This is a genomic window from Klebsiella sp. WP8-S18-ESBL-06 (assembly GCF_014169755.1).
In the GTDB taxonomy this organism is placed as follows: Bacteria; Pseudomonadota; Gammaproteobacteria; order Enterobacterales; family Enterobacteriaceae; genus Kluyvera; species Kluyvera ascorbata_B.
This window is the reverse complement of record NZ_AP022256.1, coordinates 4,265,546-4,285,882: the sequence shown is the minus strand read 5'-3', so window position 1 is coordinate 4,285,882 and position 20,337 is coordinate 4,265,546. Positions and strand designations below refer to the sequence as shown.

Below are 20,337 nucleotides of genomic sequence, written 5' to 3'. Positions count from 1 at the left end.
CTCCTGAAGGTTATTCGCACTATCATACGTGGAGTGGGAAGAGATAAAAGAGGAATTCGGTTTTTTGGCTGTGAGAAATATTGTAAGCCCGACAGCGGGGAGGCTGCCGGGCTACGGGGTTTAGGCTTCCCGATTGCGCGGCTTATTGGCAATGACGCCGATAAAGTCCTGCACCTGACGCTGTTTGCGCGCCGACAGCGTGCAGACCTGATGCAGCGACTGCATCAGCGGTGGTTCCGGTGGTTTCACGGTCAGTACGATGCATCCTTCCATCACCTTAATATCCATTTTGCTGCCGGTGGTAAAACCGGCGGCTTCCAGCCACTGACCTTTCAGGGTAATGGCGGGAATACGGGTGTAATCCGGGTAGCGGCTCGCATAACTGACGGTGGCGGCGCGGTTATTTGCCGGGGAGACTTCTGGATCGGTGAATTCTGCAATAGAATGCGGGGTAGTCATGATGGCTATTTCCTATGAATAGTGATTGTGATTAGCGAGGCGCTCGTGTTGCAGCACGGGCGTCTTGCGAAAAATACCTGTATATATCATCAGGGAATAGAAGGAAAGTCCAGCTGAAAATGAATGAAAATAACGGCGTGGATGCGGGGATGGATTATTTCTGGTGATGGGAATAAAGCGGCTATTTAGCCGCTTTATTGGTTTCTGGGGGTGGGTTAATTTATGGCGGCGTCGGTGAGGGCGTCGGCCAGGTGGAGCTGGGTTTGTTGGGATGCTTTTATGTTGGATTTAAGCTTGTTGCAATATTCAAATAAAATATTAACTTTATCAATTATTCTATACTGTTCATTTAGCGGTGGAAGAGGGATGTTTAGATTTTCAACATCTCCTACTCGTAGATGTTTAACGGTCAAACCAACAGCATTTTCCGATGCCCTTTCAAGTAAATGAGGCTCTGTAAGTGCAAGCAAGAGAAATTCATTAGAAACAAATTCATGCATAACTCGAATAAGCATTGTTCGTTGTCCCAAACACCATTTAACATTTGGTGGTATGATCAATGCTTCGCCCATAGGAGCCTCACGGGTAAATATAATATCTCCCGGTGATGGCGGACAACGTTTGGACCAAAAATTATATGTTTCTTGGCTAATGAATTTTAAGTCTTGCTCCAGAAACTTTCGCTCACGTATATTAGTTGTCCGAATTATTGGTATGCCCGTATTTGTATATGGGGCCGTTTTATTGTGACAATCAACTAAGTATTCACAAAGTTCAATAAGATGAACTGTCGTCCAATTATTCGGTAATCTGAATGGTGGCTTTGCCTTTTTTAATTTATTTATTTTACGAAGCATTGTTTCAGCTTCTTTATTATCAGCTTGTTGTTGTCTTAGCTTTTTATTTCGTGATGTGCTTAATTGTTCTAATAAATCTTTTGCTGAAGAATCATTCGGATCCTGCGGCACCAGTTTGCCCATCACCGCCAGTTGCAGAATGGTCTGTTTTAAGGCGTCAATGCTGGCTTCGGTAGTAAACAGCATGTCGAGATGTTCGCTGATACGCGCCCAATTTTCGGCCAGTTCATCGGCGTTCTGGCTGTCGGTTAGCGTGGTTAGCAGTGTTTCAACCAGCTGTTGATGGGCGTCCAGACTGGACAGGGAGTGCTGTTCCAGTTGGTCGCAGAGGGACATAAGTTTATCAACACGTGAAACAATTCGCAGTTGCTCCTGGATAGGAGCTAATTCGATGACGGCATGCTGAGCTTTTTCTGTACCAAGCCTGGGCAAGTTCATTCCATGTGTAGAGCTATTTGCGTAAGTAATGAAATTTGGTGCTTTCAGCAATAGACGTAAGAACTCTGGGTAAATATTACCATAGCTTGTTATTGGGATAATTTCAGTAGTACATACACCCGGTTCATTAGCAACGATCACTTTATCCAGGTACGGACGTAATTTTCCATAAAGTACATCACCTTGTGAGAATCGATTCTTAGAGCTTTTAAATGGTCTTTCTGCAAAAGTTACCTTATTGAGAAGCTTTGATGTGACTTTCTCTATATCCTCTAATTCAAGGATCCATGTTTCAGGCGTTACGTCTTCAGGTTCTGCTTTATCACAAAAACCATAGTTTGAAATAAATCCTAATCTCGTCCACTCCCACCCCATCGGTAGCTCAAACGGCTTCTCCTCCTCGCTAATCTCCGGCAGCGGCTTGGGCTTCTTAATTTTCCTCTGTTTCACCAGCTCGGCCTTTTCCGCCGCAATGCGTTTGAGCAGTTCCGACGCCGGTTCATCGTTCGGATCCTGCGGCACCAGCTTGCCGCGCACCGCCAGCTCCAGAATCAGCTCGCGCAGCTTCTTAATGCCGTACAGATCGATCTTGCCCGAGCTGCCGCGCCCTGCCGTGGAGCGGGTTTGCAGCGCCGTGGTCCAGGTATCGATATGGTCGACAATCAGTTTTTCTACCGCCATTAGTTGGCCTCCTTACCGGAGAGCGCCGCGCCGAGGATATCGCGCAGCTGGTGGCGCAGGGTCTGGATTGCTTCCTGCTGCTTGGCATATTGCGCCAGTAGTTCATCCGGGTCGTGGCTGACGGTTTCCGCCTGGTGCGGGTTTTTGATATCGAGGTTAAAGTTGCGGGCAATCACCTCGTCGATGCTGACCTTCCACGCCTGCTCGTTCTCGACGCGGCTGGCGAAGCCGTCGGCCTCGTTGCCCCACCAGTCGATCTCGGCCTGGAATTCTTCAAACTTCATCGGTTTGGTTTTGCTGTAGTTCTTCACCCCTGCCGGGTACGGGTGCTCGTAGAACCAGATCTCTTTGGTCGGCTGGCCTTTGGTAAAGAACAGCAGGTTGGTTTTGATCCCGGTGTACGGGTTAAACACGCCGTTCGGCAGACGCACGATGGTGTGCAGGTTGCACTCCTCGGTGAGCAGCTTTTTGATCTTGGTTTTCACGCCTTCGCCAAACAGCGTACCGTCCGGCAGCACCACCGCCGCGCGGCCGTTTTTCGCCAGCACTTCAATAATCAATTGCAGGAACAAGTCCGCCGTCTCGCGAGTCTGCATCTCTGCCGGGAAGTTCTTCTCGATGCCGTCTTCTTCGGTGCCGCCGAACGGCGGGTTGGTGACGATGACATCCAGCTGTTCATCCCACGACGACAGCGGCTTGTTGAGGGTGTTGTCGTGACGAATTTGCACCGGCACTTCGATACCGTGCAGCAGCATATTGGTGGTCGCCAGCAGGTGCGGGAGCTGCTTTTTCTCCACGCCGTGGATCTGCTGTTGCAGCGTCTGGTGATCGGCCACGCTCTTCACGTACTTATTTTTCACGTGATCGAACGCGCAGGCGAGGAAGCCGCCGGTGCCGCAGGCCGGGTCCATAATCGACTCGCCGAGTTTCGGATCGACGCGATCGACCATAAAGCGGGTGACGGCGCGTGGGGTATAGAATTCACCGGCATTGCCCGCCGATTGCAGATCTTTGAGGATCTGTTCATAAATGTCGCCGAACAGGTGGCGTTCGCTGGCGCTGGTGAAGTCGATTTCGTTCAGCTTGTTGATCACCTGACGCAGCAGGGTGCCGTTTTTCATGTAGTTATAGGCGTCGCTGAACGCCTGTCTGACCACAAAGCCGCGCGGGTTCTTATCGATAGGCGCGGTGAGGTTTTTCAGCGCCGGGAACAGGTCGTCGTTGACGAACTCCAGCAGGGAATCACCGGTAATGCCTTCGGCGTTCGCCGCCCAGGTGCGCCACAGGTAGCGCTGCGGAATTGGGTACTGATAGTTATCCTGCTCCAGTTCCAGCGCCTCTTCCTGGGCGTCAAAGATTTTCAGAAACAGCAGCCAGGAGAGCTGGCCGAGGCGCTGCGCATCGCCGTCCACACCGGCGTCTTTGCGCATAATGTCCTGTAAGGATTTGATAACTGAGCTGATTGACATGATGTGTTCCATGTTTCATTAACAATAAGGCCCTCTGCTACGCGGTGGCAGCAGAAGGCGCAAAAGGGGAGTGGTTACGCGGAGCGGGGCGGTAGGTGGTAGATTTCGCTCTCCAGCTCGCTGATGGCCTGATTATACCCGTTACGGTCGCCGAATCCGCTTTTAATGATCTCCGGCAGCGTACCCATGCTGTCGAACGGCTTGAGCTTCAGCACCTGAATACTCTCTATTTCCTGCACGCCCGCGTCGGCGTATTTATCCAGCAGCGTATTCAGTACCGCCTGCGCGGCGTCGGAGTATTTGGTGAAGTAGTTGCGCTTACGCACGTTCTCCGCCCGCTCTTTGCGGGTTAACGGCGGCTGACCATACACCACGTGGCACAGCATGTCGAACGGGTCGAGCTCTTTGCCGACCTCTTCCGCTAGCACTTCCCAGATAATCCCCTGCTGTTCCAGTTCCTTGATGATGGCCTGTTTGCGCTCGGCGTCCTGCCATTTGCGGGTGAAATCATCCAGCGAGGCATACTCTTTGAGCAGCGTTTTGCGGGTATAGTCTTTGAAGGATTCGGTGACCAGCTTGCCGTCGGCATCGTAATACTGCACGCGCTGGGCAATCACGCCGACGGCGACGCCGTTGACGTGGAACTTGCGCACTTTGTTCTCGTCGTCTTCCGGCAGCGGGCCGACATCGTCTGTACCGGTAACGGTATACGGCGCGGGATCTTCATCGGCACCGGTGATGTCGTCTTCGGCCTCTTCTTCGTGCTCGTCGAACTGCTCTTCAAAATCGGAGTCCGGGTCGGCGATATCTTCCGGCGTGGTGTCCATCACCTTTTCCGGGATGCCGTCGAAGCGTTCGTCGGCGAACAGCTCGGTGGCCTTTTTGAAATCGAGGATGGTGAACCATAGCTTGCCGTAGCGTTCATCGATGCGGGTGCCGCGGCCGATGATCTGCTTGAATTTGGTCATCGACTGAATGTTTTGGTCCAGCACCACCAGTTTGCAGGTTTTGGCGTCGACGCCGGTGGTCATCAGTTCGGAGGTAGTGGCGATAACCGGATAGGCCTTTTTAGGGTTAATAAAGTTATCCAGTTGGGCTTTGCCGATGTCGTCATCGCCGGTGATTTTCATCACGTACTTGTCGTTCTTCTTGACCTGTTCCGGGTTGAGATTGACCAGCGCGCGGCGCATCCGCTCCGCGTGATCGATGTCGTTACAGAAGATGATGGTTTTATCCATCGGGTTGGTGCGCTTGAGGTAATCGGTGATGGTTTTCGCCACCAGTTCGGTGCGCTCATCAATCACCATCGCGCGGTCAAAATCTTTCTGGTTGTAGATGCGGTCGTCGATCAGCTCGCCGTTTTTATCCGTCTGGCCTTTGGTCGGGCGCCAGCCCTGGAGATCGACGTCGATGTCAACGCGCACCACTTTGTATGGGGCAAGGAAGCCGTCTTCGATGCCTTCTTTCAGCGAGTAGATATACACCGGGTCGCCGAAGTAATCGGTGCTGGAGACTTCATGGGTCTCTTTCGGCGTGGCGGTTAAGCCAATCTGCGTGGCGGCGCTGAAGTAGTCGAGGATTTCGCGCCACGCGCTGTCTTCCGAAGCGCTGCCGCGATGGCATTCGTCGATCACAATCAGGTCAAAGAAATCCGGCGCTACCTGTTTAAAGGCTTTTTGATCTTCTTCCGGGCCGGTGATGGCCTGGTACAGCGCGAGGTGGATTTCAAATGCCGGATCGATCGTCCGTCCGGTGACTTTGGTCATCGCCGTGCCAAACGGCAGGAAATCGTTATTTTTGGTCTGATCGACCAGAATATTGCGATCGGCGAGGAACAGGATCCGCTTCTTACTTTTCGCTTTCCATAAGCGCCAGATAATCTGGAAGGCGGTATAGGTTTTCCCCGTTCCGGTTGCCATCACCAGCAGAACGCGGTTCTGCCCGGCGGAAACGGCTTCAATGGTTTTATTGATGGCCTGTAGCTGGTAATAACGCGGCGCTTTGCCGCTGCCGTCGTCGTAGTAGTCCTGAGTAATCACCGGAAGTTGAGCTTCGGTGTAGCCTTTTGATAAGCACAATTTTTGCCACAGTTCCGAGGGAGAAGGGAATTCGCCGAGGGTAATCGGTTTTTCCATTAGTTCGCCGTCAGCAACCGTGGCATCGCGGAAGATAAAGCCATCGCCGTTGGTAGCAAAGACGAAAGGAACATCCAGCAGGCGTGCGTACTCGATCCCCTGTTGCATTCCTTTGCCGATTTCGTGTTTGTTGGCTTTGGCTTCAATGACCGCCAGCGGAATGCCCGGCTTGTAATACAGCACGATATCGGCGGATTTCACCGTTCTACGCGCTGCGACTTTGCCACGCACGATGACCTTACCGTCCCGGAGTTTGACCTCTTGTCTGATTTGCGTTGTGTCGTTCCAGCCAGCATCAAGGATGGCGGGCATAACGCGTTTGGTGATGATGTCTGCTTCCGTCAGGGTACTCAGGTTCAGGTCAGCCATTGGGCGCTCTCGATTTAATCAGGACCATTCCGATTGTACATAAAATCAGAGGGCTGGCTATGACCAAGGGCAGTATATGAGCTTCAAGTTATGGAAAATGACTCGCATAATGATGCTGCTATAGTCGCGGTTGAAGCCAGACTTAGGGTATAATTAGGCTTGGTTATTGCTCTAAATTATTAGAACTAGAGTACTGCTCCTGAAACATAGTGATACGAACAGAAATATGAAAGGTGGCCTCAACATGCGTGATGTGGATGTAGAAAACGACATTATTGAACTCGAAGGGCAAGAAGAACTCGAGTTAACGTCACATCCGCATCAGATGGGGACTGATACGGAGGTTCGTATTGCGAAAGAACAATCCAGTGTTTTTGAGTTATTGCGCCGTGAAGCACGTGGGCAATTAGTGCTTGCTCCTGATTTCCAACGTAAGATTGTGTGGGATCGAAAGCACCAATCAGAACTAATCGAATCTATTTTGATGGGGATTCCTATACCGTTAATTTATCTTTTCGAAGATGAAAATGGTGTCCGACAAATAATTGATGGGAAACAGCGAATTTCTGCGCTTAAACGCTATATTAATAATGAATTTGCGTTAACAGATCTATCCATGTTACCTGACTTGAGAGGGAAACACTTTACTGATATACCTCCACTATTGCAGGCTAAACTTGAGGATTGTCAATTACACTCTTATGTAATTCAACCGCCGACGCCGGAATATGTAAAGTTTAATATTTTTGAGCGAGTGAATCGTGGTGGTATTAATTTGAATAAACAAGAAATGCGTCATGCCCTGTATCAGGGAGTTGCAACTCTTTTAATTCAAAATTTAGCTGAACATGAGTCATTTAAGTTAGCAACCGGAGGCGGTGTAAAGTCTGAACGAATGAGGGATCGATATCTAATTCTTCGATTCGTTGCTTTTTATTTATTGATTACAGGGCAGTTGCCTGGGGTCGAGTTTCGTTCTGACATTGATGCTTTTCTCGCATCAGCTATGAAATTTATTAATACAAAAGCAAGTGATGCTTTAATTGATGAAGTTGAATATGCTTGTATAATCGGAATGACTAATATTTATAAATCTTTAGGTTCTGAGGCTTTTCGGTTCTCTTCAAAATCGGGGGGGAAGAGACGGCCAGTTAATATGGGCTTGTTTGAAGTATTAGTTATGGTTTTCAGTCAGATTGATTTGAATTTTTTACCACATAACACATCGCTACTAGGGTTTATAGAAGAATATAAGAGTAATTTTGATGAGTTAGGTGTTTTTTCTGGCGCGATAGATACTACGGAATATGTGAAAATTCGATTTGATTTTGCCCGGGAAATGATAAGGAGGATTAAAGATGCTTACACAAATTAGTATCAATGGTTTCAAAAGTCTGGACTCTACGGAACTGCCATTATTACCATTGACAATATTAACAGGTACTAATTCGTCTGGTAAATCTAGTGTTTTACAGGCGCTAATGTTAATCATTAAGCATAGCGCTTCAGTAAACCAATATAGCATGGAAGACGTTATTAGATTTTTGGCTGATTTTACATCAATTAGAAATAAAAAAGTTAATGCGAAATCCATCCGTATAAGCGTTCAGGATTCTAACAATACAAAACATAGTCTAGGGAAGGTGCGAATAAGCAGGTCATTTCTTCCCAAGCTGACTCGCTGATTAAAATTTCGCGGATCTGGGCCGATTTTTTTCCCGCAAACAATCGAATCAGCCTATTTAGGCTATTTTTTCCACCATTTCTGGCGTTATTTCCGGTTTTTACTGAGATCTCTCCCACTGACGTATCATTTGGTCCACCCGAAACAGGTTGGCCAGGGTGAATAACATCGCCAGTTGGTTATCGTTTTTCAGCAGCCCCTTGTATCTGGCTTTCACGAAGCCGAACTGCCGCTTGATGATGCGAAACGGGTGCTCCACCTTGGCACGGATGCTGGCTTTCATGTATTCGATGTTGATGGCCGTTTTGTTCTTGCGCGGATGCTGCTTCAAGGTTTTTACCCTGCCGGGACGCTCGGCGATCAGCCAGTCCACATCCACCTCGGCCAGCTCCTCGCGCTGTGGCGCTCCTTGGTAGCCGGCATCGGCTGAGACAAATTGCTCCTCTCCATGAAGCAGATTACCCAGCTGATTGAGGTCATGCTCGTTGGCCGCGGTGGTGACTAGGCTGTGGGTCAGGCCACTCTTGGCATCGACACCAATGTGGGCCTTCATGCCAAAGTGCCACTGATTGCCTTTCTTGGTCTGATGCATCTCCGGATCGCGTTGCTGCTCTTTGTTCTTGGTAGAGCTGGGTGCCTCAATGATGGTGGCATCCACCAAAGTGCCTTGGGTCATCATGACGCCTGCTTCGGCCAGCCAGCGATTGATGGTCTTGAACAATTGACGGGCCAGTTGATGCTGCTCGAGCAGGTGGCGGAAATTCATGATGGTGGTGCGATCCGGCAGGGCGCTATCCAGGGATAATCGGGCAAACAGGCGCATGGAGGCGATTTCGTACAGGGCATCTTCCATGGCACCGTCGCTCAGGTTGTACCAATGCTGCATGCAGTGAATACGCAGCATGGTCTCCAGCGGATAGGGCCGTCGGCCATTGCCCGCCTTGGGATAAAACGGCTCGATGACAGCGGTCATATTCTGCCATGGCAGAATATGCTCCATGCGGGAGAGGAAAATCTCTTTTCGGGTCTGACGGCGCTTAGTGCTGAATTCACTATCGGCGAAGGTGAGTTGATGGCTCATGATGTCCCTCTGGGATGCGCTCCGGATGAATATGATGATCTCATATCAGGAACTTGTTCGCACCTTCCCTAGTATTGAATGCGGAATACACAGCGACTGATAGTCGCTTAGGATATCAATATGAACCTCGCGTGATTGGAAGCGAGCCTGAATTACTTTATTTAAATGCTAATAGATTAGGTGCGCAGGAATTTCTTCCTGTAGCTGAACGTCGGGTTGGTGGGGCTGGGGAGCATTTGTTTTCAACTTTTGATAAAATGAAAAACAATCCAGTTCCAGAGTATCTGGTTAAAACTGCCGAGTCGAAAACATTGGCATATCAGGTTTCATACTGGTTGAAATTAATTACTGGAACGAGTTCAGAACTGGTCACTGAAAAAGTAGGAGATCAAGTTAAAGTTGCATTTAGCATTAGAGAATTGGAGGGGAGTGTATCGCCATTAAATTTAGGTGCCGGAATGAGCTATATTGCTAAGGTGCTTATTATATGTCTTATGGCGAAAAAAGGAGATCTAATTTTATTGGAAAATCCTGAGATTCAGTTACATCCCAAGGCTCAAGCTCATTTGGCTATATTCCTGACATTTATCGCGAGTAAAGGGATTCAGGTTATTGTTGAGACTCATTGTGAGCATTTAATTAATCGCATCGCTTATCAAATTTATGATGATGAAATATCCTCTACTGATGTTGTGGTTCATTATAAACCTAGCGTAGATGAATCTTTTGTTTCATTGCTTATTGATGATAATGGTGATTTTACCGATCTTAGCCATAATAAAGCATCATTCCCGAAAGGATTTTTCGATGCTACATTAGCTGAATTGATGGAGATGAGATAAATGCTAGGAAATATAGTACTTGAAACTCCATTGCTAGTGGAGTATTTAAATCACACAGGTTCGAAGAAGTATAAAAGAATCTTAAAAAAGATTACGTTCCCGTACTCCACAAATAAAAAACAATGGGAAGCAGCTAAAAAATTAGGCCTCAACAATACAACTTATGAAAGGGTATTACCTCAGCTATTAAATGAAGGGGAAAAGGATGATGATCTTCTTACATTAGCTTCAAAATCAGCATTGAAAGTTATTTTAACTGATGACCCATCAAAGAAGTTGCCTTATGTTCACTATAAGGATGGATTAATCAATAATCATATTGCCATAAACATTGAAGCTAATGCATCTCGAGATGATTTGAAACAGTACCTAGAAATACTATGCCGTGATGCACGGAGAGTAACAATTTGTGATAATTACTTTGCAAAAAACTGGGATCATAATAAAAGCCTGTTTTATTCTATTCTTCCAAGGGGCAATCTAATTATTGAATATGCAGATACTCCCGAGAAATTAAATGTTTTACTAAATAGTAAAGAGATTACAAATGATTTTGTCAAAAGCGTATGTTCTGATTGGAGTGTTCAGGAAACTACTCAACAAAAATATCTAGGTTGCCATGATCGTTACCTATTGATAGAAATGCCTGGGCATAAGGTCGAAATATTACTATCAAGTGGTTTCGATCATATTTGGCGACCTAATCCTAAAGAACTCACCTGTGTCTTTCGTAATGTATCTTAAATACTATTTATTTTTAAGTGTTTATTGATAATAACTAGCATAATTTTGTGTGGCGACATCATATATGTTCATTTTACCGCCCACTCCATCGCCACCTTCACCGCCGTTCCCAGCTGCACCATCACCTCGCGGTGCTTGTCGATCGGCGGCAGCGCGCAGTTGATCCGCAAGCAGTTCCGGTACTTCCCCGATGCCGAAAACAGCGATCCCGGTGCCACCTGGATCTTCATCCGGCACAGCTGCTTCGCCACGCACACCATATCGACCTGTTCAGGCAGTTCCACCCACAGCATATAGCCGCCGGTGGGACGGGTGACGCAGATCCCGCAGGGGAAAAATTCGAGCAGCCAGCAGGTGTAGATCTCCATGTTGCGCTGGTAGATCTGCCGCATCCGCCGCACGTGGCGGTGGTAATGGCCATCGCGGATAAAGTTCGAGGCGGCCAGCTGGGTCGACGGCACGTTGGTGCCGTTGGCGGCGTACTTCATTTGCAGCAGCTTGTCGTAGTAGCGGCCGGGCGCTATCCAGCCAATGCGCAGGCCGGGGGCGATGGTTTTGGTAAACGAGCTGCACAGCATCACCCGGCCATCGATATCCCATGAGTGGATGGTGCGCGGGCGCGGGTAGTCGGTGGCCAGTTCGCCGTAAATATCGTCTTCAAAAATCACGATATCGTAGCGCTGAGCGAGGCTCAGCACCGCGCGCTTGCGGGCGTCGGGCATGATAAATCCCTGCGGGTTGTTGCAGTTGGGGACGAGGATCACCCCTTTGATCGGCCACTGATCCAGCGCCAGCTCCAGCGCTTCGATGCTGATCCCGGTATTGGGATCGGTCGGGATCTCGATGGCCTTCAGCCCTAGGCCGCGCAGCAGCTGCATGGTGCCGTAATAAGTCGGGGATTCCACGGCGATAATGTCGCCAGGCTGGCATACCGACAGCAGCGCCAGCGACAGCGCGCTGTGGCAGCCGCTGGTGATGATCAGGTCGTTGGCGGTGACCACCGATCCGCCGTCGAGCATCAGGCGGGCGATCTGTTCGCGCAGTTCGCGGCGGCCGGGCAGTTCGTCGTAGCTCAGCACGTCGACAATATTATGCTGTATTACCCGGCTCATCTCGCGCCACAGTGGTTTAAGCGTGGGCTGGGTGACGTCCGGCGAGCCGCCGCCAAAGGGGATGATTGATTTGTCATTGCGGGCGTCGAGCATGTTCAGTACCTGATCCCACTGGGTGATCTCCACCGGGCGCTGTACCGGGCGCGACATCGGCGGCACCGGCGGCTGGGCTTTTTGCGGCGCGACGAAGTAGCCGGAGCGCGGCTGTGGGGTGATCAGCTGGCGCTGTTCCAGCGTCTGATAAGCCTGCTGTACGGTGCTGATGCTGACGCCATGCTCCTGGCTCAGGCTGCGCACGGAGGGCAGCTTTTCGCCGTGGCGATACAGCCCTTGTTCAATTCGTTCGGCCAGCAGGTTGGCCAGATGTTGGTAACGCGTCATTGCTGTATCCCCAGTGATCGCCATACAGATGAGAAAACCAGTACAGTCAGGCGATAAAAACCGCACGCAGATATCGTTTTAGCGAATCTGTATGTTAAAGAAAAGTGTTTTTTGAATCTGTATTGCAGGACCGGAAATCCGCGAAGATAAAGCCTCTGGCAAGGTGAGGAGGCAAAGTATGGAATTTCATGAGAACCGGGCAAAACAGCCGTTTATCGGCTTTGTGCAACTGTGGCGCTTTATGAAAAAAGGGTGGCAAGTTCGGCAAACGCGTCGTGTATTGCAGAGAATGAGCGATGAACAGCTGAAAGATGTTGGGCTGCGCCGTGATGAAGTGGGTTAAAAATACGGGCGACGTGCCTGACACGTCGCCCGCCCGCGTTTTAGCTCAACACAAATTGCCATAAGATCCAGCCGCCGAAGCCGATCAATATGCCACCAGCCGCACGTTCAATTTTCCAGACCAGATTACCGAGCCGTCGCTGAACCTGCGGCAGCGCGATCAGTACGATCAACAACAGATCCCAAAGCAGCACGACGCCGGTCATCCAGACCCCGCACACGGCCTGCTGTACCAGTGTGACATCCGGGCCGAGCAGCGCCGTCATCAGCGCCAGATAGAACAGCGCATTTTTCGGATTCAGCAGTGAAGAGCCCAGCCCCAGCAGCAGCTGTCGGGTGAGCGAGGGCAGCGCCGATGCGGTATGTTGCCACTCCCGTGTTCCGGCGCGGCTATTCAGCAGCTGGCGGCCCACCCAGAGCAGGTACGCGGCGCCCATCAGTTCGATACCGGTGAAGAGCAGCGGCGCCTGGCGCAGCAGCCCGGAGCCAATGACGACCAGCAGAATGTAGAGCCCGTTCCCCGCCGCAATGCCAAGGCAAACGCCCACGCTGCCGCGCAGTCGAAAGCGTAATGCGTAGCCAACCAGCAGAAAGAAGTCCGGCCCCGGGCTGAGCAGCGCCATAAAGTGCGCGAGTGCCAGTGCGGGAAACGCGGGAGGGAAGAGTGTAGTGACCTGTTCCATAGCGACCTCAATAAAAAGCGTGAGGTCAGCGTAGGCCTGAAGAGGCGTTAATTATTGTCGGATATTGATCTGCCCAGCGCGTACTGACGCGGCGTGGCGGCCGTGTAGCTGACAAAGGTTTTGTGGAAATGGCTCTGGTCAGCGAAGCCGCTTTGGTAGGCCACATCGGCAATCTCGTCCCCGGCGCGCAGCCGCGCTTTGGCGTACTCCACGCGCGAGTTGTTAAGAAAGCTGCCGGGCGTCAGGCCGGTATCCTGCTTGAACGTTCGGATTAAGGTCTCTTTACGCAGCGAGAAACGTGCGGCGAACGCGTCAAGGGAGGGGGGAGCGACGGGGTTTGCCAGTAGCGCCTGCTGCAGATGTTGGCTGGTGGAACGCAGTTTTTCATCAACGCCCGTTCGCAGGGAGAGAGCGGATAACAGCGTGGTTAGCGCGTCGGCGGACATCTGCTCCACGACGGTGAGATACAGGTTGAACAGCGCATCGTTGCGAATGACCTGCCGGGCTAATGGCAGCGGCGTGTCGATATAGAGCATATGGTAGCTGCGCGGCTTTCCTTGTATCGGGTTGCAGCTGTGCGGCGCGTTGGCGGGGATAACGATAAGGTCGCCAGGTGACAAAAGGGACTCCTGCCCGTCACAGACGCAGCGCGTTCCGCCTTCGAGAATCGCCCCTATCGAGAGCTGCGGGTGGCTGTGGCGCTTATAGGCCTGCGTGCTCTGCCAGGTGCTGCGTCGTTCAAGCCCCGGCAGCCGAGTGAAGGTCTGATGAATATCGCGTGGTGTGGTCATTCGCTTCCCCCGGCGGTTTTTTATTTTTATACCACATTAGGGAAAGGTGGGTGGAGATGCGTGAGAAATAAACGATTCGCTTTAGATCACATTAACGAATTTAATGTATCAAATAACTGGTATCAGACTCACAGTTCACGCTGAAATCATTCGCCTCATATAGATAAGTGTTGCTTCACAGCTAGTATCAACTCGCTAATCATACACCTGCAAGAGGATACAATGAAAAATACAAATCGTATGATCGTGAACTGTGTTGCTGCTTCCCTGATGTGTTCCTGGAGCCTTTCCGCGCTGGCGGCAGGTGCCCAGACTGAGGTCAAGATTGTTCGCGATGAATACGGCATGCCGCATATTTACGCCGATGATACCTATCGGCTGTTTTACGGCTATGGCTACGTAGTGGCGCAGGATCGCCTGTTCCAGATGGAGATGGCGCGGCGCAGCACGCAGGGCACGGTCTCTGAAGTCCTCGGCAAGTCGTTCGTCAGTTTTGATAAGGGGATTCGCCAGAACTACTGGCCGGATTCTATCCGGGCGCAAATTGCGGCGCTAGCACCGGAGGATAAGTCCATCCTGCAAGGCTATGCCGACGGCATGAACGCCTGGATTGATAAAGTGAACGCCAACCCCGGCACGCTGCTGCCAAAACAGTTTTCCACCTTTGGTTTTGCACCACAGCACTGGCAGCCTTTTGATGTGGCGATGGTTTTTGTCGGCACGATGGCGAACCGTTTCTCTGACAGTACCAGCGAAATTGATAACCTGGCGCTGCTGACGGCGCTAAAAGACAAATACGGTAAGCAGCAGGGGATGGCGGTTTTTGACCAGTTAAAATGGCTGGTGAACCCTTCCGCGCCAACGACCATTTCCCCTAAGGAGAGCCACTATCCGCTCAGGTTCGACCTTAACAATACGCAAACGGCGGCCTTGCTCCCGCGTTACGACCTGCCAGCACCGATGCTCGACCGGCCGGCAAAAGGCGCAGACGGCGCACTGCTGGCGCTGACGGCGGGACAAAACCGGGAAACCATCGCCGCGCAGTTTGCGCAGAGCGGGGCCAACGGGCTGGCGGGCTACCCGACAACCAGCAATATGTGGGTAATTGGTAAAAACAAAGCACAGGATGCAAAGGCCATTATGGTCAACGGCCCGCAGTTCGGCTGGTACGCGCCTGCTTATACCTACGGCATTGGCCTGCACGGCGCGGGCTACGACGTCACCGGCAATACGCCGTTTGCTTATCCTGGCCTGGTGTTTGGCCACAACGGCACGATTTCCTGGGGTTCTACCGCTGGTTTCGGCGATGATGTCGACATCTTTGCCGAAAAATTGTCGAAAGATAAGCCAGGCTATTATCAGCATAACGGCCAGTGGGTAAAAATGCTCAGCCGCGAAGAGACCATTAAGGTCAAAGACGGCCAGCCGGAGACCTTCACCGTCTGGCGCACCCTGCACGGTAATGTGATGAAAACCGACCCAACCACACAAACTGCCTACGCCAAGGCGCGCGCGTGGGAAGGCAAAGAGGTGGCATCGCTGCTGGCGTGGACTCACCAGATGAAGGCCAAAAACTGGCAGGAGTGGACGCAGCAGGCGGCAAAACAGGCGCTGACCATCAACTGGTACTACGCCGACGTGAACGGCAATATCGGCTACGTGCATACCGGTGCGTATCCTGACCGCCAGCCGGGTCACGACCCGCGTCTGCCGGTGCCCGGCACCGGAAAGTGGGACTGGAAGGGGCTGCTCTCTTTTGATTTGAACCCGAAAGTGTATAACCCGCAGTCGGGCTATATCGCCAACTGGAACAACTCACCGCAAAAAGATTATCCGGCATCCGATCTGTTTGCCTTCCTGTGGGGCGGCGCGGATCGCGTGACCGAGATTGACCGCATTCTTGATAAGCAGCCGCGCTTTACCGCCGATCAGGCCTGGGATGTGATCCGCAAAACCAGCCGTCAGGATCTGAACCTGCGGCTCTTCCTGCCGACGCTCAAGGACGCGACGGCGAGCCTGCCGGTGAGCGACCCGCGTCGCCAGCTGGTGGATAAACTAACCGGCTGGGATGGCAGCAATCTGCTCAACGAAGGCGGTAAAACCTATCAGCAGCCGGGCTCGGCGATTCTCAACGCCTGGCTGACCAGTATGCTGAAACGCACGGTTGTGACGGCGGTACCGAAGCCGTTCGCTGACTGGTACAGCGCCAGCGGCTATGAGACGACGCAGGACGGGCCAACCGGCTCGCTGAACATCAGCGTAGGGGCGAAGATCCTTTACGAAGCGCTGCAGGGCGAGAAGTCGCCGATTCCGCAGGCGGTCGATCTGTTTGGCGGAAAACCGCAGCACGAGGTGGTGCTGGCGGCGCTGGACGATGCCTGGCTGACGCTGTCAAAGCGCTACGGCAACGACCTGAACGGCTGGAAAACGCCGGCGATGGCGCTGACCTTCCGGGCCAATAACTTCTTCGGCGTGCCGCAGGCGGCAGCGGATGAAGCGCGTCATCAGGCGGAATACCAGAACCGCGGCACGGAAAATGACATGATCGTGTTCTCGCCGTCGGCCAGCAAAAGCCCGGTGCTTGCCTGGGACGTGGTCGCGCCGGGTCAAAGCGGGTTTATTGCCCCGGACGGCAAGGCGGATAAGCACTATGACGATCAGCTAAAAATGTATGAAACCTTCGGCCGTAAATCGCTGTGGTTAACGCCGCAAGAGGTGGAGTCGCATAAGGAATCGCAGGAAGTATTACAGGTGAAACGGTAATTTTTTCCTGTCATCCCCCGTCTTGTCAGGCGGGGGATGCCTATTCGGAAACCTCCGTTTATACCCAACTTTACGCCCGCAGCCAGCCAGATTGACTACCCTTAATACCCTAAGCGGTAAAAACAAGGAGATTCACGATGGCTTACCAGACAGTTAATCCTGCCACTAACCAGCTTATCAAAGCATACCCTTCTCACACCGATGCGGACGTTGAAGCGGCGCTGAAAGCGGCCGATGCGCTCTACCATTCCGACTGGGCAAAAGGGGATATCGACCAGCGCCTGCCGGTACTCCACAAATTAGCCGATTTGATCGATGCCCGCGTTGAGGAGCTGGCGAAGATTGCCAGCCAGGAGATGGGCAAACTGATCGCCCAAAGTCGCGGCGAGGTGAAACTGTGCGCACAAATTGCCCGCTACTACGCCGACAACGCGAAGCAGTTTCTCGCGCCGGTGAAGTACAAATCCGAGCTCGGCGAGGCCTGGGTCGAACATCATCCTATCGGCGTGCTGATGGCCGTTGAGCCGTGGAATTTCCCTTATTACCAGCTGATGCGCGTGCTGGCCCCGAACCTGGCAGCAGGTAACCCGGTGCTGGCGAAGCACGCCAGCATTGTGCCGCACTGCGCAGAGGTCTTTGCGCACCTGGTGCGTGAAGCGGGCGCACCGGAAGGGGCGTGGGCGAACCTGTACATCTCGCAGGATCAGGTGGCGAAGATTATCGCCGACGAGCGCGTACAGGGCGCGGCGCTGACCGGTTCTGAAAAGGCGGGCAGCGTGGTGGCGGCACAGGCGGCGAAGCACATTAAGAAATCGACCCTTGAGCTGGGAGGTAACGATGTCTTCGTGGTGCTGGACGATGCCAACCTCGATAAAGCGGTGAAAATTGGCGTTAATGCCCGCTTGAACAACGCCGGTCAGGTCTGTACCGCGGCAAAACGTTTTGTGCTGCATGAGAAAATTGCCGATGCCTTCCTGAGCAAGTTTACCGAAGCGTTTAAGCAGGCAAAAATTGGCGACCCGCTGGATGAAAGCACCACGCTTGGCCCGCTGTCGTCAAAAGACGCGCTGGAGACGCTGACCAAACAGGTCAACGAAGCAGTGAAAAACGGCGCGAAGCTGCATCTCGGCGGTAAGCCGGTGCAGCGTGACGGCAGCTTCTTCGAGCCCACCATCCTGACCCATATTTCCCGCGATAACCCGGCGTATTTCGAAGAATTCTTCGGCCCTGTCGCGCAGATTTACGTGGTGAAGAACGATGATGAAGCGATTGCGCTGGCCAATGATTCCCACTACGGGCTGGGCGGTGCGGTCTTTAGCCAGGATATTGAACGGGCGAAGAAAATGGCCTCGCGCATTGAGACCGGGATGGTGTACATCAACTGGCTCACCGATACCGCGGCTGAACTGCCGTTTGGCGGCGTGAAGCGTTCCGGCTACGGGCGCGAGCTGTCGGATCTGGGGATCAAAGAGTTTGTGAACCAGAAGCTGGTAGTGGTGCGCCAATAGCGGCAGCCATAAAAAAACCTGCCATCGGGCAGGTTTTTTTGGGAAGTGGGTAACGTTAGAAGTTTACGCCGCCGCCAATGTAAGCGCCGTCAATCAGCGTGTGGTTTGGACGACCGTCTTTGCCGTCAACGCTGACGTGGCGATAGCCCGCTTTCAGCGTGACCAGTGAAATTGGCGACCAGCTTACGCCACCGTTTGCTTCAACGTAGTTTTTCACGCTGTTGTTCAGGCCTTCCGGCGCGGCATAGCCTTCGCCAAAGACGCGGATGCTGTCGGTCAGGGCTACGCTAACGCCGCCGCCGATAGGGAACGCCACGCCGTTATCGCCTTTTTTCGGGCCGATGTAGATGGCTTTCGCGCCTGCGTTCAGCATCACCGGACCGACTTCCAGGTTATAGCCAGCGCCCACGCCGCCGGTCTGGGTACCGTCGTCGGTGTTTTTCAGCCAGTTGCTTTCTGCGTACAGGCCGGATGAGGATTTACCCATTTCCAGATTCAGGTTGGTAAAGTTTTTACCCTGCTCAAGGCTACCGCCCATCGCCAGTGCGGAACCGGATACGGCGGTCAGAGCGGAAAGGAGCAGGATATTAAGCTTTTTCATGGTTTATTCCTCGTCATAAAATTAATCTGAGGACACCTTAACAAGTGGATTTTACTTCTGCAAATGTGACTCATGTCGATTTTTAATACTGGAGTTGTAGTTGGCATGGTGTTTTTTTGTTGCTTGTCTGTTTGTTTTTACCTGCGTCAATAATTAGCGTTTTGACGTTTAGCGCCCGTTTAGTTTTTGCCTAAACGTACCTTGAACAGAGCGGGGGATATTGGTTGGCAGTGAATTAATTGTCTTTCTAATAATTTCCAAAAACGTTCCGATTGTCATGAATAAAAATGGATATTTACATTTCTACGCATTTAATTACCCCCTTTCGGGGCGGAGGGGGCATGATTCAGGCAATTGGCGTAGCCCGGCCAAGCGAAGCGCCGCCGGGAGCGGCTCGGTGCTAATCCCGGCGGCGCTTCGCTTGGCCGGGCTACGGGTTATTTTTTCAGGCTGGCGAATGCCGCGCGAATTTCCGCTTCCGGCAGTTGAATGCCAATAAACACCAGCGTGCTGTGCGGCGCTTCATCGCCCCACGGCCTGTCCCAGTCGGCGCTGTACAGACGCTGTACGCCCTGGAACAGCAGGCGGTTTGGCTCACCGTCAATCCACAGCATCCCTTTGTAGCGCAGCAGCTTGTCGGCGAAGTCCAGCAGCAGGTTTTCCATCACCCGGGAGACGTCGCTGATATCCACCGGGTAATCCAGCTCCACCACAATCGACGACACGTCGTTTTGCTGGTCGGCCATAAAGTGGAAGCGCGGCTTCGAGGTCACGTTCTCTTCCAGCATAAAGCCGTTGGTGTTGAACAGCAGACTCAGGTCGATATCGCCGTGGGTGACGGTGTAAATCGGCGCGCGGGCGTTGATGCGCGTCAGACGCTCGCGCAGCTTTTCGGCCTCACCAGCGACGTCGGTTTTGGTCAGCAGAATACGGTCGGCGTAGCCCACCTGCGACTGGGCGATGGTGAACTGGTTCATTTGCTCGTCGGCGTGCACCGCGTCGACCAGCGCAATCACGCCGTCCAGCAGGTAGCGTTCGCACAGCACCTCGTGGGAGAAAAAGGTCTGGATGATGGGGCCGGGATCGGCCATGCCGGTGCATTCAATCACCAGGCGGTCAAAGCTGATGTTGCCCTGGTCGAGGTTATCGAGCAGGTCCAACAGCGCGTCTTCCAGTTCGTTAGAGCGGGTGCAGCAGATACAGCCGTTGGTCAGGGTTTTTATTTGGGTGGCGCGGTCGCCAATCAGCTGGTCGTCGACGGAGACTTCGCCGAATTCGTTTTCAATCACGGCAATTTTAAAGCCGTGCTGTTCGTTGAGGATATGGCGCAGCAGGGTGGTTTTGCCTGCGCCGAGGAAACCGGTAAGTAGGGTAACTGCAATCGGTGCCATGATGTC

Annotated in this window: 17 protein-coding genes; 7 read left to right on the top strand and 10 right to left on the bottom strand. The window is 52.3% G+C overall.

Translation table 11 applies throughout. The features are described from left to right. Positions 1 to 120 precede the first annotated feature (120 nt). From symE to hsdR, 4 genes are all read right to left on the bottom strand, one after another. Positions 121 to 459, bottom strand: coding sequence for an endoribonuclease SymE (gene symE / locus H7R76_RS20590; RefSeq protein WP_182966327.1), 339 nt, complete (start codon positions 457 to 459; stop codon positions 121 to 123). 215 nt (positions 460 to 674) lie between these two features. Beyond that, on the bottom strand, positions 675 to 2,435 hold the full coding sequence (locus H7R76_RS20585) for a restriction endonuclease subunit S (RefSeq protein ID WP_182966326.1): 1,761 nt from the start codon (positions 2,433 to 2,435) through the stop codon (positions 675 to 677). Continuing rightward, positions 2,435 to 3,904, bottom strand: coding sequence for an N-6 DNA methylase (locus H7R76_RS20580; protein ID WP_182966324.1), 1,470 nt, complete (start codon positions 3,902 to 3,904; stop codon positions 2,435 to 2,437). The genes H7R76_RS20585 and H7R76_RS20580 overlap by 1 nt, the downstream gene beginning before the upstream one ends. A gap of 74 nt (positions 3,905 to 3,978) precedes the next feature. Next, the gene (gene hsdR, locus H7R76_RS20575; protein WP_182966322.1) at positions 3,979 to 6,408 is read right to left on the bottom strand and encodes an EcoAI/FtnUII family type I restriction enzme subunit R; all 2,430 of its coding nucleotides are present in this window, start codon (positions 6,406 to 6,408) and stop codon (positions 3,979 to 3,981) included. 244 nt (positions 6,409 to 6,652) lie between these two features. Between hsdR and H7R76_RS20570 the strand changes: the two genes are divergently transcribed. Together H7R76_RS20570 and H7R76_RS20565 are read left to right on the top strand one after the other, a co-directional pair. Further along, the gene (locus H7R76_RS20570; RefSeq protein WP_182966320.1) at positions 6,653 to 7,783 is read left to right on the top strand and encodes a DUF262 domain-containing protein; all 1,131 of its coding nucleotides are present in this window, start codon (positions 6,653 to 6,655) and stop codon (positions 7,781 to 7,783) included. After that, complete coding sequence (locus H7R76_RS20565) at positions 7,767 to 8,093, top strand: AAA family ATPase (protein WP_227673926.1); 327 nt, start codon at positions 7,767 to 7,769, stop codon at positions 8,091 to 8,093. Before H7R76_RS20570 ends, H7R76_RS20565 begins: the two co-directional genes overlap by 17 nt. A 99-nt stretch (positions 8,094 to 8,192) precedes the next feature. Here the strand turns inward: H7R76_RS20565 and H7R76_RS20560 are convergent, their stop codons facing one another. After that, positions 8,193 to 9,173, bottom strand: a complete 981-nt coding sequence (locus H7R76_RS20560; protein WP_068815383.1) for an IS5-like element ISKpn26 family transposase — start codon at positions 9,171 to 9,173, stop codon at positions 8,193 to 8,195. 131 nt (positions 9,174 to 9,304) lie between these two features. Between H7R76_RS20560 and H7R76_RS20555 the strand changes: the two genes are divergently transcribed. Further along, a complete protein-coding gene (locus H7R76_RS20555) occupies positions 9,305 to 10,015 on the top strand; it encodes an AAA family ATPase (protein ID WP_227673925.1) in 711 nt (236 codons plus the stop codon). Further along, positions 10,016 to 10,759 (top strand): hypothetical protein, encoded by a 744-nt coding sequence (locus H7R76_RS20550; protein WP_182966319.1) that lies wholly within the window; start codon positions 10,016 to 10,018, stop codon positions 10,757 to 10,759. It begins immediately after the preceding gene. A gap of 68 nt (positions 10,760 to 10,827) precedes the next feature. On the opposite strand, the gene H7R76_RS20545 is transcribed toward H7R76_RS20550, so the two are convergent. Next, positions 10,828 to 12,252 (bottom strand): aminotransferase-like domain-containing protein, encoded by a 1,425-nt coding sequence (locus tag H7R76_RS20545; protein ID WP_182966317.1) that lies wholly within the window; start codon positions 12,250 to 12,252, stop codon positions 10,828 to 10,830. A gap of 178 nt (positions 12,253 to 12,430) precedes the next feature. Here H7R76_RS20545 and H7R76_RS20540 point away from each other — a divergent pair, with 178 nt between their 5' ends. After that, positions 12,431 to 12,595, top strand: coding sequence for a DUF1127 domain-containing protein (locus tag H7R76_RS20540; protein WP_182929532.1), 165 nt, complete (start codon positions 12,431 to 12,433; stop codon positions 12,593 to 12,595). A gap of 40 nt (positions 12,596 to 12,635) precedes the next feature. On the opposite strand, the gene H7R76_RS20535 is transcribed toward H7R76_RS20540, so the two are convergent. Together H7R76_RS20535 and H7R76_RS20530 are read right to left on the bottom strand one after the other, a co-directional pair. Further along, positions 12,636 to 13,277 (bottom strand): LysE family translocator, encoded by a 642-nt coding sequence (locus tag H7R76_RS20535; protein ID WP_182966315.1) that lies wholly within the window; start codon positions 13,275 to 13,277, stop codon positions 12,636 to 12,638. A gap of 47 nt (positions 13,278 to 13,324) precedes the next feature. Then, positions 13,325 to 14,068 carry a helix-turn-helix transcriptional regulator gene (locus H7R76_RS20530; protein WP_182966313.1) on the bottom strand — a complete coding sequence of 248 codons (744 nt, stop codon included), beginning with the start codon at positions 14,066 to 14,068 and terminating at the stop codon, positions 13,325 to 13,327. A gap of 222 nt (positions 14,069 to 14,290) precedes the next feature. Here H7R76_RS20530 and H7R76_RS20525 point away from each other — a divergent pair, with 222 nt between their 5' ends. Together H7R76_RS20525 and H7R76_RS20520 are read left to right on the top strand one after the other, a co-directional pair. Beyond that, complete coding sequence (locus H7R76_RS20525) at positions 14,291 to 16,831, top strand: penicillin G acylase (RefSeq protein ID WP_182966311.1); 2,541 nt, start codon at positions 14,291 to 14,293, stop codon at positions 16,829 to 16,831. Between the two features lie 137 nt (positions 16,832 to 16,968). After that, positions 16,969 to 18,339 carry an NAD-dependent succinate-semialdehyde dehydrogenase gene (locus tag H7R76_RS20520; RefSeq protein WP_182966309.1) on the top strand — a complete coding sequence of 457 codons (1,371 nt, stop codon included), beginning with the start codon at positions 16,969 to 16,971 and terminating at the stop codon, positions 18,337 to 18,339. A 55-nt stretch (positions 18,340 to 18,394) separates the two neighbouring features. Here H7R76_RS20520 and H7R76_RS20515 read toward each other — a convergent pair whose 3' ends face one another. Together H7R76_RS20515 and yjiA are read right to left on the bottom strand one after the other, a co-directional pair. After that, positions 18,395 to 18,940 (bottom strand): YfaZ family outer membrane protein, encoded by a 546-nt coding sequence (locus H7R76_RS20515; RefSeq protein WP_106930451.1) that lies wholly within the window; start codon positions 18,938 to 18,940, stop codon positions 18,395 to 18,397. Positions 18,941 to 19,377: 437 nt separating this feature from the next. Continuing rightward, positions 19,378 to 20,331, bottom strand: a complete 954-nt coding sequence (gene yjiA / locus H7R76_RS20510; RefSeq protein ID WP_182929526.1) for a GTPase — start codon at positions 20,329 to 20,331, stop codon at positions 19,378 to 19,380. Positions 20,332 to 20,337: the final 6 nt, after the last annotated feature.